The organism is Flavobacterium commune, assembly GCF_001857965.1.
Classification (GTDB): domain Bacteria; phylum Bacteroidota; class Bacteroidia; order Flavobacteriales; family Flavobacteriaceae; genus Flavobacterium; species Flavobacterium commune.
The window spans coordinates 2,329,054-2,344,305 of record NZ_CP017774.1; the positions used below are offsets into that span (position 1 = coordinate 2,329,054).

The following is a 15,252-nucleotide window of genomic DNA, read 5'->3' on the forward strand; positions in this document are numbered from 1 at the left end:
AAATGAAACAATATGAAAATCAAATTTATAGGGGCAGCAGGAACAGTAACAGGATCTAAAACTTTGGTTGAAAGCAATAATGGTGTCCGTGTTTTAATCGATTGTGGATTGTTTCAGGGGATAAAATCTTTGCGGGAACTCAATTGGGAACCTTTACCGGTGTTGGCTTCGAGTATTGATTTTGTATTATTAACACATGGGCATTTAGATCATTGTGGCTGGCTGCCTATCCTGGTAAATCAGGGTTTTAGTGGCAAAATATTTTGCACCAGTCCTACAATGGAAATAGCCAAATTGATATTGATAGACAGTGCTAAAATTCAGGAAGAAGATGCTAAAAAAGCCAACGAAGAGAATTATTCCAAGCACGAAATAGCCGAGCCTTTATATACCGTTGAACAGGCAAAAAAAGTGTTTCCACTTTTTAATGTTGTACAACCGGAAAAAATATTCGGATTTGATTCGGAAATTAAAGCAGTATTCACTCCGGCCGGACATATTATTGGAGCCTGTAGTATCAGTTTGTTTTTGGAAGGAAAAACCTTGGTGTTTTCGGGAGATTTAGGCAGGGATAATGATGTGTTGTTGTATCCTCCGATTAAACCTAAAAAAGCCGATTTAGTGTTTTTAGAAAGTACTTATGGAGACCGTTTGCATCCTGATACCGATCCTAAATTAGAATTGGAAGATTATATCAATACCGCATTCAGAAAAGGAGGAACGGTGATTATTCCGAGTTTTGCAGTAGAAAGGGCTCAGGGAATTATGTACTTATTATGGGAATTAAAAAAAGAAGGACGAATTCCTGATATTCCTTATATTGTTGATTCTCCAATGGGAGTGGGCGCCTTTGAAGTTTTTTTTAATAATCCCAAATGGCATAAATTAAGTATTCCTGATTGTCATACAATGAGCAATATGTTTGTAATCAATTCTGATTACGAAGAAACCTTGGCAGCAATAAATAACAAAGGTGCTAAGGTGGTAATTGCTGCAAGCGGGATGATTACGGGCGGTCGTGTTTTGAGTTATTTAGAAAATTATATCGGAAATCCTGATACAACCATCATTATAGTGGGTTATCAGGCAGAGGGAACCAGAGGGAGAAAATTAATTGAAGGGGCAAAGTCTATTAAAATATATGGTAATTATTATAATGTACGTGCCAAAATAGTAGCTATCAACGGGCTTTCGGCTCATGGTGATCAGGCTGACTTGTTGAATTGGCTCTCTGAATTAGAAAATAAACCAAAGAAAGTTTTTTTAGTTCACGGAGAGCTAGCCGCTGCCGATGAATTACGTCTTAAAGTTAAAGAAATCTATCGTGTTAATTGTTCAGTTCCTTTGATGGGGCAGGAATTTGAATTTTAGCAAATACACAAAAAATAGTAGTATTCTTCAAGAAACTTTTTTATCGTTAATAAAACTTTAAAAAGGAACGAATAAATTGTGGTTCAACTAATTTATTCTTACTTTCACGCCCAAAAATATTTTGAATAAAACCTTGAAGAATGGATAGTTTTGACTGGAAAAATTTAATAGACCCTCTTTTTTATATTCATTTTGATGTAAATGGAATAAAACTGGGAATCTATATTGTATTGTTTATTGTTTTTGCTGAAACAGGTTTGTTTGCCGGCTTTTTTTTACCGGGCGATAGTTTGCTTTTTCTTGCTGGGATTTATAATCGTGAATTAATAGAAAATATACTTTTTATCGAAAGTGATTTTGTTAATGTCACTTTGTTATCATCAATGATTGCTTTAGCAGGTATTTTAGGAAATACCGTAGGTTATTGGTTTGGGGCTAAAAGTGGTTATTATTTGTATAATAAAGAAGATAGTTTCTGGTTTAAGAAAAAGTATCTTATTCAGTCAAAAGATTTTTTTGAAAGACACGGTGGGAGAGCCATTATCTTTGCCAGATTTTTGCCTATTTTTAGGACTTTTGCACCTATTGTAGCAGGAATTGTGACAATGGATAAAAAGAAATTTATGTTTTTTAATGTTGTGAGTTCTTTATTATGGTCTTTTACATTGATTTTTGCAGGTCATTATTTGTATGGTTTTCTACTTGAAAATTACCAAATTGATTTAAAAGAGCATATTGAGATTATTGTCATCGGATTGGTTATGGTGACTTTGTTGCCTGTAATTATTAAATTAGCAAAGAAACTACCGGAATCTAAAGAGTAATAAAATAGCATTTTATTTGTATAAAAAAATCCGTCCCGATAACTGGACGGATTTTTTGTTTTCTATTTTGTCCCGTCCTGAAATAACGATACGCAGAAAAGATCGTTATGAAAGCTAATGCCATTATGTAAAGCGTAGTCAATGTGATTACGGTATCTTTGAAGCTTCAGATATGGAATTTGTTATCTATATTGAAATTTGAAAAAAAAAAATCCGTCTCGAAATGAATCAAGACGGATTTTTTATTTCCAATTTGGAATTTATCCCGAAACTTCGGGATTGTAATTTTAAAATATTACATCATTCCCGGCATTCCACCGCCCATGTGGCCAGCAGCTGCGTTTTCTTCTTTGATGTCAATCAAAGCACATTCAGTAGTTAAAATCATTCCTGAAACTGATGCTGCATTTTCTAATGCTACACGAGTTACTTTTTTAGGATCAATAATTCCTGCTTTTAGCATGTCAACATATTCGTTAGTTTTAGCATTGTATCCAAAATCGGCATTTCCTTCAGCTACTTTTGCAACTACAACTGAACCTTCAAGACCAGCATTTTCAACAATAGTTCTCAATGGAGCTTCAACAGCGCGAGAAACGATTTGGATTCCTGTTGCTTCGTCAGCGTTTTCAGCTTTAAGTTCTGCTAAAACAGCTTTAGCTCTCAATAAGGCTACACCACCACCGGCAACGATTCCTTCTTCTACCGCTGCACGAGTTGCGTGTAAGGCATCGTCAACACGGTCTTTTTTCTCTTTCATTTCAACCTCAGATGCAGCACCAACATAAAGTACAGCAACCCCACCGGCTAATTTAGCCAAACGCTCCTGCAATTTTTCTTTGTCGTAATCAGAAGTAGTAACTTCCATTTGACCTTTAATTTGGTTCACACGGTTTTTAATCATTTCTGCTTCACCGGCACCGCTTACAATTGTAGTGTTGTCTTTATCGATAGCTACTCTTTTTGCTGTTCCTAACATTTCGATAGTGGTGTTTTCAAGAGTGTAACCTCTTTCTTCAGAAATTACAGTACCTCCGGTTAAGATAGCAATGTCTTCAAGCATTGCTTTTCTTCTGTCGCCAAAACCTGGTGCTTTTACAGCAGCAATTTTTAATGCTCCGCGTAATTTGTTTACTACTAAAGTAGAAAGTGCTTCACCATCTACATCTTCCGCAATAATCAACAGTGGCTTTCCTGATTGAGCAACTGGCTCAAGAACCGGTAATAATTCTTTTAAAGAAGAAACTTTTTTGTCGTATAATAAAATGTAAGGGTTGTCTAATTCCACTTCCATTTTTTCTGAATTAGTAACAAAATATGGAGAAAGATATCCTCTGTCAAATTGCATTCCTTCAACTACGTCAACAAAAGTATCAGTACCTTTAGCTTCTTCAACAGTAATAACACCTTCTTTACCCACTTTTGCAAAAGCAGTAGCGATTAATTCACCAATTACTTCGTCGTTATTTGCCGAAATAGAAGCAATTTGTTTGATTTTGTCAGAATCACTTCCTACCACCTGAGATTGTTTGGCAAGGTCAGTAACAATAGCTTCAACTGCTTTGTCAATACCGCGTTTTAAATCCATTGGGTTAGCTCCGGCAGCAACGTTTTTCAAACCTTCTTTTACGATAGCCTGAGCTAAAACTGTTGCAGTTGTAGTACCGTCTCCGGCTAAATCATTGGTTTTAGAAGCTACTTCTTTTACCATTTGAGCTCCCATATTTTCTAATGGGTCTTTTAATTCGATTTCTTTTGCAACAGAAACACCGTCTTTAGTAACTGTTGGTCCACCAAAAGTTTTTCCAATGATTACATTACGACCTTTAGGTCCTAAAGTTACTTTTACTGCATTTGCTAATGCGTCAACACCACGTTTTAGTCCGTCACGTGCTTCGATATCAAATTTTATGTCTTTTGCCATTTTGTTTTTTACTTTTATTGTTGTTTTAAAAATCTTAATACTTTGTACTTAATTCTTAATACGGATTAAATTATTGCAAGAATATCATCTTCTCTCATAATCAAATAGTCAGTACCTTCTAATTTTAGTTCGGTACCGGCGTATTTTCCGTAAAGTACAGTGTCTCCAATTTTTACGGTCATTTCATGATCTTTTGTGCCATTTCCTACGGCTACAACAGTTCCTTTTTGTGGTTTTTCTTTGGCAGTATCTGGAATAAAAATCCCTGACGCTGTCTTAGTTTCAGCTGCAACTGGTTCGATCAGTACTCTGTCTGAAAGTGGTTTAATGTTTAATGTCATGATTTTTTATTTTAAATGAATTAATTAAATTTTGCATTTGGTATTCAGAAATTATGCCAGCCTACTTAGACTGACATTTTTTCTTATGAAAAATGCCAGCTTTTGACAGGCTGGCATTTTTTTTATATCTATTGGGAATAGTAATTATTTTGCAGGAACAGCAGGAGCAACCGGAGTGGCAGGAGCCGTTGGTTGAGTAGCAGGTGCTGCTGCTTCAGTATTGTCAATGATTTTAGATTCGGTGTCGCTCATAGATCCGTTGAAGCTTAGGCTTGATAGTATAATCAAAGCTATTAAAACGATACCTAATGTCCAGGTGCTTTTGTCTAAAAAGTCGGTTGTTTTTTGTACACCACCTAACATTTGTGAACCACCTATTGAAGATGATAATCCACCACCTTTAGGGTTTTGAACCATAATTACTACAATTAGTAGAAAACAAACTATAGTTATTAAAACTAAAAAAATTGAAAATGTGCTCATTACTTAATTATTATTGTTTTGTTGTAAAATCTTAATATCCGATATGCGGTCTGCAAAGAAACTACTTTTTTCTGGATATTTCAAAATTAATATTTCATAAGCTTGAATTGCTTTTTGATATTTTTTTTGTTCCAAATATACCTTGGCTAAAGTCTCTGTCATCAACGAACTGGTGTCTTCTTTGTTGATGTCTATGTTAAGGTTAGCCGTAGTTCCTGCTTTTATGGGTGAAATCTTCGGATTGTTTTCAATGAATTTATTGATAATGGATTCTTTTTTCTTTTTTAAATCCTCATCCGAAGCTGTGTTTTTTGAACTATTGTTAGTTTCCGCTTCTCTAATTATAGGTTGTATTCTTGAAAGTTGAAGCCATTCCTGGAAAGAATGGGTTTCGGTTTTAGAAAATTCTAAAGGTTTACCAATTTCCAGTTTTTCTTCAGGAGTTGGAGTTGGTTCTTTAATTTCAGCTAATTCTTCTGTGGTATTGATTGAAGTTGTATTTTTGAATGCAATACTGTTTTCGTTGATGGCTGCTTTTTTTGTTGGAATTACTTCGATACTGTCAATTACATGGATTGAAAGTAATTCGTTTGTTTTCTTTTCGAATAATTCTTTTTGAATCGCATTGAAGCTTTCTGAACTGATAAAGTCAAATAAAACAGCTCTGTCAGTAGTATGTGCTGCCGTAACTTTTAATGCCGAATTGTACTTAAAACTATTTTCATTGTAGAGTCCTTTCAAGCGCAAGGCTCGGGCACTTTGAAAATACGGAAACTCATCCAGTACTTTCTCTAAAGCAAGGGTTTGCTTTTCGGTAATTGTATGGGGTTTGTTAATTAAATAAGTATAATCGGTTACGTTCATTTTTTTTATGTTCAGATTTTAGTTTGCAGTTTTCAGTATTAGTTTGTAAACTGAACACTAAATATTACCAACTGTTTGTTACCATTTAGCTAATGATTCATTAAAAATATCCTGAGTGATTCTTTCAAAAATTTCTTTTAATGCGGTGTTTAAAACAGAGCCTTGTAACTGTGTGGTTGCAGGGAAATCATAAAAGAACTCAAATGTTTTTTCAAAATCATCTGTTTCTTTGTTTTTATTTGTAAATCGTACATTGACTCTTATTTTTAATCGGTTTTGAGCCGCTTGTTGGTCGGCAGTAGCCGTCATAGGGCTAATTCTGTAATCGGTAATTTCACCTTCATAAACTAAGTCACCACCAGTACTGACCAGGTTTAAATTAGTTTGATTAATTAGGATATCTTGTAGGGCCAGAGTGAAAGTTCGGTCAATTCCGGGTTCAACTAAATCGGCATTGTTTTGAAAGAAATTAACCTGAAAGGTTTTAGCATCAATTTTTCCTGTTCCTGTAAAGTTGTAAATTCCACAACCATTCAACATGAAAAGGCTAATTAATGCAAAAAGAGAATGTATTTTTTTCATAATATTTTTTGAAAAATTCCAATCCCGAAATTTCGGGATAAAATTCCAAATTCCAATTGTGTCCAAATATAATAATTGGAATTTGTAGTTTAATTATTTTATAAATCGAATTGCTTGATTTTTCGATACAGCGTTCGTTCTGAAATTCCTAGTTCATCTGCTGCTGCTTTTCTTTTTCCTTTGTTTTTTTCCAATGATTTTTTAATCATTTCGATTTCTTTTTGCTCTAAGCGCAATACTTCCTCTTCTTCGATGGTTTCGGCAAAAAGATAATTGTCTTCGGTTTCTCTGTAATTTTCGTTATGCGTTGGTGTCATTACAGCGGTTACCGGTTGCTCTTCAAACTCGATTTCGCTGTCTTCTTCCTTAGAACCGTATATTTTCTGAATCAAATTTGGATTAATATCCTGTGCTTTTGCAGCACCGCTTTTCATTAGTTCGAGAGTCAGTTTTTTTAAATCATTCAAATCACTTTTCATGTCAAAAAGCACTTTGTATAGAATATCTCTTTCGGTACTGAAATCACTTTCACTTTTGTTGCTTTTAATTACCGAAGGAAGGTTGCTGCCTTCTGTTGGCGGTAAATAAGATTGCAAAGTTGTTGCCGTGATGTCGCGATTGGTTTCCAAAACCGAAATTTGCTCAGCAACGTTTCTAAGCTGACGAATATTTCCGCTCCAACGGTATTTTTGCAATAATTGCACCGCATTTTCATCTAGTTTTAACGGAGGCATTTTGTATTTATGAGCAAAATCGGCGGCAAATTTTCGAAACAATAAATGAATGTCTTCTTCACGGTCTCGCAAAGGTGGCAAGGCAATATCTACGGTACTTAATCGATAGTATAAATCTTCACGAAATTTTCCTTTTTCGATAGCATTAAACAAATTCACATTGGTCGCTGCTACAATTCTCACGTCGGTTTTTTGAACCTGAGAAGAACCTACTTTCAGGAATTCGCCGTTTTCAAGAATTCTCAACAAACGAACTTGGGTAGTAAGTGGTAATTCACCTACTTCATCAAGGAAAATGGTTCCGCCATTGGCAACTTCAAAATAACCTTCACGAGTGCTGGTTGCACCTGTAAAAGCACCTTTTTCGTGACCAAAAAGTTCACTGTCAATAGTTCCTTCGGGAATGGCACCACAGTTTACGGCTATGTATTTTCCGTGTTTTCGGTGTGATAGCGAATGGATGATTCTTGGAATATTTTCTTTACCAACACCACTTTCTCCGGTAACTAACACTGAAATGTCAGTAGGAGCTACCTGAATGGCTTTTTCTATCGCGCGATTGAGCTTTGGGTCATTCCCAATAATCTCAAATCGTTGTTTTATGTTTTGAACTGATTCCATATTGTGTTGTCATTGCGAGGAGTTGCGAGGCACGAAGCAAAGCAATCTCATTTTTGTTAACCGCAAATTCGCAGATTTATTCTTTACTAATTGTCAAAGTATCTTTGATTTTATTCGTTTGTTCTACTTTGTGCTTTAGAAAATAAGTTCTAATAATATAGAAAGTAGTTCCAAATCCAATGATGAAAGTTATTATAACTATTAGTATTTGTTTTCGTGTCATTTTATTTTTTTTATTTGTCATTGCGAGGAACGAAGCAATCACATCTTGTATATCGATTCCAATTGCTTCGAACTTGTTTTATGGTGATTGCTTCGTTCCTCGCAATGATTAAAAACCTAATTCATTTCAGAATATCCAACCGCTTCTCCTTTCAAAGTTCCGCTAGTGCAAGAAGTGATTTTTACATTTACAAAATCACCTATTTTGTAATTTTCTTTAGGGAAAACCACTGTAATACTTTGAGAGTTTCTTCCCGAGAATTCTTCTTTAGATTTTTTTGAAACTTTTTCAACTAATACTTCAACTGTTTTTCCAATGAATTCTTCTGAACGGAACCAAGCGTGTTTTTGTTGTAAATCGACAATTTCCTGTAATCTTCGGGCCTTGGTTTCTTCGGTAACATCATCTTCCATTTTTCTTCCTGCCAAAGTTCCCGGACGTTCGGAGTACGAATACATATAACCAAAATTATATTTTACATATTCCATCAAACTCAATGTGTCTTGATGATCTTCTTCGGTCTCTGTTGGGAATCCGGCAATCATATCTTGTGAAATGGCTGCTTCGGGAATAATACTTCTGATTTTATCAATCAAAGTCATGTATTCTTCGCGAGAATGCAAACGATTCATTTCTTTTAAAATTCGATTACTACCTGATTGCACAGGCAGGTGAATGTGTTTACAGATATTTGGGTATTTTGCAATAATATGTAAAACGCTTTCGTGCATATCCTGAGGATTTGAGGTCGAAAAACGAATACGCATTTTAGGAAAAGTAACCGCAACCATTTCTAATAGTTGGTCGAAATTTACTGCAGTTGCTTTTTGCATTTCGGTTGCGTTTTCAAAATCTTTTTTCAATCCGCCACCGTACCATAAATAACTATCCACGTTTTGACCTAATAATGTGATTTCTTTAAAGCCTTTATTCCATAAATCCTGAATTTCTGCCATGATACTTTGTGGTTCACGGCTGCGTTCACGACCGCGGGTAAAAGGAACCACGCAAAAAGTACACATGTTGTCGCAACCACGGGTGATTGAAACTAGGGCTGTAATTCCGTTGCTCATCAATCGCACTGGCGAAATATCGCCGTAAGTTTCTTCTTTTGATAAAATCACATTGATGGCGTCACGACCTTCTTCAACTTCGCTTAAAAGATTTGGTAAATCTTTGTAAGCGTCAGGGCCAACAACTAAGTCGACTATTTTTTCTTCTTCTAAAAACTGACTTTTCAAACGTTCTGCCATACAGCCAAGAACGCCCACTTTCATTTTTGAATTGATGCGTTTTACCGCATTGTATTTTTCTAAACGTTTGCGAATGGTTTGCTCTGCTTTATCGCGAATAGAGCAAGTATTTACCAAAACCAAATCGGCTTCTTCTAAAATTTGAGTGGTGTTGTATCCGTTACCGGATAATATAGAAGCAACTATTTCGCTGTCCGAAAAATTCATCGCACAGCCATAGCTTTCAATATATAATTTTTTAGTGTTCTCTGGTTTGTTTTCCAGTACAAGACTTTCGCCTTGTTTGCTCTCTTCAATAATCTTTTCCATTCGAGTTGTTTCAAAGTACAAAGATAAGAGAAATCAAACGGATATGACAAGATGTCAGATGAAGAATTAACAAAATTTAAAGGATTTTAGAATGAAGATTAATCCCGATAGTTATTGGGGTTAATTTGTGATGTTGAATTTGGAGAGTGATTTTAAAGAAGTAATTGCAGTTGTGTCTTTTTATGCTTTTTCTCTTTCTTCGAAAATATTACACCTAGATATATGTAAGCTTATAAAGTGTTATTTCTTCCAAAAAATAAATCTAAAGTTCGATATTTAAAAAAATCTTCTACTTTTGTCTCAGAAAAACATAGCAATGGCAAAGAATTTAGTAATAGTTGAGTCACCTGCAAAGGCAAAAACAATCGAGAAATTTTTAGGAAGTGATTTCCAAGTAGAGTCAAGTTACGGGCATATTGCCGACTTGCCTTCAAAGGAAATCGGGGTAGATGTAGAAAATGGATTTAAGCCTAAATATGAAGTTTCTCCCGATAAAAAAGCCCTGGTTACTAAATTGAAATCTTTGTCTAAAAATGCCGAAACGGTTTGGTTGGCAAGTGATGAGGACCGCGAGGGAGAGGCTATTTCATGGCACTTGGCGGAAGAACTAAAATTAGATAAAAAGAAAACCAAAAGAATTGTTTTTCACGAAATTACAAAGAATGCTATTCTTAAAGCTATCGATAATCCGCGTGAGATTGATTATAATTTAGTCAATGCACAGCAGGCTCGTCGTGTATTAGACCGATTGGTGGGATACGAATTGTCACCTGTTCTTTGGAGAAAAATTAAAGGCGGACTTTCTGCTGGTCGTGTACAATCAGTTTCGGTTCGTTTGATTGTAGAACGCGAGCGCGAAATTCAGGATTTTAAAGCTGTTGCAACTTATTCGGTTGTGGCTGAATTTACTAACGAAGCTGGGAAAACCTTCAAGGCGAAATTGCCTAAGAATTTCAATACTAAAAAAGAAGCCGAAGATTTTTTAAATAAAAATATCGGTTCTACTTATAAAGTTTCGGATTTAGAAACCAAACCAACTAAAAAATCACCAACAGCTCCATTTACTACTTCTACTTTGCAACAGGAAGCAGCGCGTAAATTGTATTTGCCTGTTGGAATTACCATGCAGTTAGCGCAACGTCTGTATGAGGCGGGATTGATTACATATATGAGAACCGATAGTGTGAACTTGTCTAAAGAAGCAATGGATGCCGCCGAAGCTGAGATTATCAAATCTTATGGAAAGGAGTTTTCTAAACCAAGAACATTTGCAAATAAAAGCAAGGGTGCGCAAGAAGCTCACGAGGCAATTAGACCTACGGATATGTCACGTCATACCGTAAATATCGATAGGGATCAAGCGCGTTTGTATGATTTGATTTGGAAACGAACTTTAGCTTCGCAAATGAGTGATGCGCAGTTAGAGCGTACCAATGTTAAAATTGCAGCTAATAATCACAGTGAGTTGTTCGCAGCTTCGGGAGAAGTATTGCTTTTTGAAGGTTTTCTAAAAGTATATTTGGAAGGAAATGATGATGACGAGGAAGAGCAAGAAGGCATGTTGCCTGCAATGAAGGTGAACGAAAAATTACAGAATAATTATATCACAGCTACTGAGCGTTATTCACGTCCGGCAGCAAGATATACCGAGGCTTCTTTGGTTAAAAAATTAGAAGAATTAGGAATTGGTCGTCCGTCAACTTATGCGCCAACTATTTCTACCATTATCAATAGAAATTATGTTGAAAAAGGAAATCTGGAAGGTCAGGAACGCAATTATACTCAACTTATTTTGCAATCAGGAAAAGTAGGAGAGAAGTTGTTGAAAGAGAACACCGGTTCGGATAAAGGGAAATTGGTTCCTACTGATATCGGAACTATTGTTACCGATTTCTTAGTTAAGAATTTCGGGAATATTCTGGATTATAATTTTACGGCTAAAGTTGAACAGGATTTTGACGAAATTGCCGAAGGAAATATTGAATGGGCTAAGATGATGCAGGAGTTTTATGATCAGTTTCATCCAACGGTTAAAGATGTTGAAGCCAATGCTGACAGGGAAAGTGGAGAACGAATTTTAGGAATAGATCCTGCAACAGGCAAGCCGGTTTCGGTTCGTTTAGGGAAATTTGGTCCAATGGCTCAAATTGGTGATGCTGAAGATGAAGATAAAAAGTTTGCAAGCTTAATGAAAGAGCAAAATATTGGAAACATCACTCTGGAGGAAGCTTTGAATTTGTTTTTGTTGCCAAAAAATCTTGGGATTTATAAGGATGAAGAAGTCGAGGTAAGTAATGGTCGTTTTGGTCCTTATGTACGTCATGGAAGTGTTTTTATTTCGTTGCCAAAAGGAGAAGATCCGTTGGCGGTAACTAAGGAAAGAGCGCAGGAATTAATTGATGAGAAAATTAAAGCCGATGCACCAATTGCAACTTACAAAGGGGAAGGTGTTCAAAAAGGAACAGGACGCTTCGGTCCGTTTATTAAATGGGGCGGAATTTTTATCAATGTGAGTAAAAAATATGATTTTGATAATTTGTCACAATCAGATATTGAAGCTTTGATTGAAGATAAATTACAAAAAAACATTGACAAAGTAATTCATAATTGGGAAGAAGAAGGAATTTTGGTTGAAAAGGCAAGATGGGGACGTTCGGTGATTTTGAAAGGAAAAATCAAAATTGAATTGAGTAAAGATGTGGATGCAAGCAAAATGACTTTGGCTGAAGTTCAGGAATTGATAGCTCAAAAAACGCCTACTAAAAAAGCTCCGGCTAAGAAAGTGACGACGGCTAAAAAACCGGCAGCAAAAAAGACTACAACTAAAAAGAAATAATCATAGCATTTTCCTTTGTTCTCAGGAAGTAAAAAGTGGAGAATAGCTAATTATGATCGGATTTGATTTTCTCGAGCCAATAAATGATGAAGTCTTAGGGTGGTTAAAATCATTAAGCTCTCAGCAATTAGGGAGCAAGGTGGTTTTTCATACTAAAGATGATTTTCCGGATTTAGATAAGGTTAAGATTGCTTTGATAGGTGTTTTGGAAAATCGGGGAAGTGAAGTTATTGAAAATTCAGGGGATTTGTCGATTTTAAGACAGGAATTGTACAGTATGTTTCCGGGTAACTGGGCTGCTACCATTGCTGATTTAGGTGATATTTTACCTGGGAATTCAAAGGAAGATACTTATTTTGCTTTGCGCAAAGTAGTTGCCGACTTGATTAGAAAAAAAGTAATTCCCATAATTATTGGCGGTTCCCAGGATTTAACATACAGCATGTATCGTGCTTATGATGAATTGGAACAAATGGTGAATTTGGTTGCTATCGATAGTAAATTCGACTTTGGAAAAGAAGATGAGTTGATGTCGAGCAATTCGTATTTGTCTCAAATGATTATTGATGAACCGAATAATCTGTTTAATTTTTGCAATATTGGTTACCAAACCTATTATAATTCTCAGGAAGAAATAGATTTAATCGAGAAGTTGTTTTTTGATGGGTATCGTCTTGGAGAAGTTTCGAATAATATTGCGATTGCCGAGCCGGTATTCAGAGATGCTGATATTGTGAGCTTGGATTTGAATGCTGTAAAATCTGCTGATTCTGGGAATTTTACATCTTTTGAACCTAATGGTTTTAATGGAAAGGAAATTTGTGCTTTGGCAAGATACGCCGGAATTAGTGATAAGGTTTCCACATTTGGAGTTTTTAATCATCATAATTCCCGTCAGGAAGCCATTTTAATAACACAGATCATTTGGTATTTTATAGAAGGGTTTCATTATCGTTCCAATGAATATCCTTTTGGGAGCAGGGAAAATTATATCAAATACAGTGTTCCTATAGACAACGAAACTCTGGTTTTTTATAAAAGTGATAAAACCGATCGCTGGTGGATTGAAATACCTTTTATTTCTAATGGGAATAATAAATTAAAGCGCAATACGTTATTACCTTGTTCGTATGAAGAGTATTTAGGAGCCTGCAATCAGGAATTGCCAGAACGATGGTGGAAAGCGCAAAGGAAAAATGTGTTATAAGTAGTTTTTTTTGATGTCAAATAACATTGTAATGACTGCTTTTTAGTAATAACAATAAAAGTAAGAAAGACGTAATTTAGCGAGAAAACATGTTTTTAATCGTGTTTTTTTGCTTTTTATCGATAAAATATTTTTTTTATAATTTATTTAACGCTACTTTTGATTAGTTATTTAATTAGAGAAAAAAAATATTGTTTTATTAATAAATAATAAATAGGTTTACAAACTTAAATAATAAAGAATATCTAACCCGAATTTATATGAAGAAGTTCATTGCATTTATGGCAATTTTGTCACTTTTAATAAGCTGTGGTAAATCAAGTGATAAAGGAGAATTAGTCGGTGTTAAAGGTGCAAAATGGCATCCGGAAAAGCCTTACGGAATGACTTTAGTGCCAGGGGGAGCCTATATTATGGGTAAATCTGATGAGGACGTAGCGGGAGTTCAGGACGCTCAAACAAAAACTGTAACAGTACGTTCATTTTATATGGACGAAACTGAAATTACCAATAGTGAATACCGTCAGTTTGTGGAGTGGGTAAAAGACTCAACAATCAGAATGAAATTAGCTATTTTGGCTGATGAAACTGGAGTGAAGGCAGGTGATTCAAAAGGTAAAGGTAAAAATGCCGGGAGTATAGGTGATTTTGCTTTCAACGATGCCGATCCTGAGAAAATGACCGCTTATGATAAATACATGTATGATAATTATTATAGTGTTGGTACTGCCGAAGATCCTTATGCCGGCAGAAAATTGAATAGAAACATTAAGCTAATTAAAGATCCTAAACAATACCCTGATGAATATTATGTAGAAGTAATGGATTCAATGTATATTCCTATTGAAGAATCTTATAATGGTTTGCGTAGTATTGATGTAGATAAGTTGAAATTCCGTTATTCATGGATGGATATTCAGGCTGCTGCAAAGGCTAAAGTGGGTAAAAGAAAAGATTTTATCAGAAATGAAGAAGTAAAAGTATATCCGGATACAACAGTTTGGATTAAAGATTTTACTTATTCGTACAATGAGCCAATGCATAATGATTATTTTTGGCATAAAGCTTATGGTGATTATCCGGTGGTAGGTGTTAAATGGACACAGGCTAAAGCTTTTTGTGCATGGAGAACCTTAAACAAGAATACTTATATCAAATCTAAAAAGAGTGGTCGTGATTTAATCAATTCCTTCCGATTGCCTACAGAGGCTGAGTGGGAATATGCTGCCAGAGGAGGTTTAGAATCGGCTACTTATCCTTGGGGAGGACCTTATACTAAAAACGACAGAGGTTGTTTCTTAGCCAACTTCAAACCAAACAGAGGAGATTATGCAGCTGATCAGGCCTTATATACGGTAGAAGCAAAATCGTATGAGCCAAATGGTTATAATTTATACAACATGGCCGGAAACGTATCTGAATGGACCGACTCTTCTTATGATCCGAATGCTTACGAGTATGTATCTACAATGAACCCAAATGTTTTAGACGCATCAAATAAAAGAAAAGTAGTTCGTGGTGGATCATGGAAAGATGTTGCTTACTTCTTGCAGGTAAGTACCAGAGATTACGAATACGCCGACTCGGCAAGAAGTTATATTGGATTTAGAACTGTTCAGGATTATATGGGTGTGCAAAACACAGGTAATGGAACAGGAAGTGCAAGAAACAACAGATAAA

General features: G+C 35.5%; 13 protein-coding genes. 5 read left to right on the forward strand and 8 right to left on the reverse strand.

Annotated features, from left to right (window positions below):
* Window positions 1-12: 12 nt before the first annotated feature.
* On the forward strand, window positions 13-1,371 hold the full coding sequence (locus BIW12_RS09900) for an MBL fold metallo-hydrolase (RefSeq protein ID WP_071184972.1): 1,359 nt from the start codon (window positions 13-15) through the stop codon (window positions 1,369-1,371).
* Window positions 1,372-1,511: 140 nt separating this feature from the next.
* The gene (locus BIW12_RS09905) at window positions 1,512-2,195 is read left to right on the forward strand and encodes a DedA family protein (protein ID WP_071184973.1); all 684 of its coding nucleotides are present in this window, start codon (window positions 1,512-1,514) and stop codon (window positions 2,193-2,195) included.
* A 295-nt stretch (window positions 2,196-2,490) separates the two neighbouring features.
* Here BIW12_RS09905 and groL read toward each other — a convergent pair whose 3' ends face one another.
* The 8 genes from groL to miaB form a co-directional block, all read right to left on the reverse strand.
* Window positions 2,491-4,119, reverse strand: coding sequence for a chaperonin GroEL (gene groL / locus BIW12_RS09910; RefSeq protein ID WP_071184974.1), 1,629 nt, complete (start codon window positions 4,117-4,119; stop codon window positions 2,491-2,493).
* 65 nt (window positions 4,120-4,184) lie between these two features.
* On the reverse strand, window positions 4,185-4,460 hold the full coding sequence (locus BIW12_RS09915; protein WP_071184975.1) for a co-chaperone GroES: 276 nt from the start codon (window positions 4,458-4,460) through the stop codon (window positions 4,185-4,187).
* 144 nt (window positions 4,461-4,604) lie between these two features.
* Window positions 4,605-4,943 (reverse strand): preprotein translocase subunit SecG, encoded by a 339-nt coding sequence (secG, locus tag BIW12_RS09920; protein WP_071184976.1) that lies wholly within the window; start codon window positions 4,941-4,943, stop codon window positions 4,605-4,607.
* A 3-nt stretch (window positions 4,944-4,946) separates the two neighbouring features.
* Window positions 4,947-5,807, reverse strand: a complete 861-nt coding sequence (locus BIW12_RS09925) for a tetratricopeptide repeat protein (RefSeq protein WP_071184977.1) — start codon at window positions 5,805-5,807, stop codon at window positions 4,947-4,949.
* A 78-nt stretch (window positions 5,808-5,885) separates the two neighbouring features.
* The gene (locus BIW12_RS09930; protein ID WP_083382171.1) at window positions 5,886-6,389 is read right to left on the reverse strand and encodes an LptE family protein; all 504 of its coding nucleotides are present in this window, start codon (window positions 6,387-6,389) and stop codon (window positions 5,886-5,888) included.
* A gap of 98 nt (window positions 6,390-6,487) precedes the next feature.
* The gene (locus BIW12_RS09935; protein WP_071184979.1) at window positions 6,488-7,744 is read right to left on the reverse strand and encodes a sigma-54 interaction domain-containing protein; all 1,257 of its coding nucleotides are present in this window, start codon (window positions 7,742-7,744) and stop codon (window positions 6,488-6,490) included.
* Window positions 7,745-7,820: 76 nt separating this feature from the next.
* Window positions 7,821-7,967, reverse strand: a complete 147-nt coding sequence (locus BIW12_RS16340; protein WP_157499539.1) for a hypothetical protein — start codon at window positions 7,965-7,967, stop codon at window positions 7,821-7,823.
* A 116-nt stretch (window positions 7,968-8,083) separates the two neighbouring features.
* Window positions 8,084-9,529, reverse strand: a complete 1,446-nt coding sequence (gene miaB / locus BIW12_RS09940) for a tRNA (N6-isopentenyl adenosine(37)-C2)-methylthiotransferase MiaB (protein ID WP_071184980.1) — start codon at window positions 9,527-9,529, stop codon at window positions 8,084-8,086.
* A 316-nt stretch (window positions 9,530-9,845) separates the two neighbouring features.
* Between miaB and topA the strand changes: the two genes are divergently transcribed.
* The 3 genes from topA to porK all read left to right on the forward strand — a co-directional run bounded on the left by topA (window position 9,846) and on the right by porK (window position 15,251).
* The gene (topA, locus tag BIW12_RS09945) at window positions 9,846-12,365 is read left to right on the forward strand and encodes a type I DNA topoisomerase (protein ID WP_071184981.1); all 2,520 of its coding nucleotides are present in this window, start codon (window positions 9,846-9,848) and stop codon (window positions 12,363-12,365) included.
* Window positions 12,366-12,420: 55 nt separating this feature from the next.
* The gene (locus BIW12_RS09950) at window positions 12,421-13,572 is read left to right on the forward strand and encodes a formimidoylglutamase (protein WP_071186296.1); all 1,152 of its coding nucleotides are present in this window, start codon (window positions 12,421-12,423) and stop codon (window positions 13,570-13,572) included.
* A 260-nt stretch (window positions 13,573-13,832) separates the two neighbouring features.
* Window positions 13,833-15,251 carry a T9SS ring complex lipoprotein PorK/GldK gene (gene porK, locus BIW12_RS09955; protein WP_071184982.1) on the forward strand — a complete coding sequence of 473 codons (1,419 nt, stop codon included), beginning with the start codon at window positions 13,833-13,835 and terminating at the stop codon, window positions 15,249-15,251.
* The last annotated feature ends 1 nt before the right edge of the window (window position 15,252 follow it).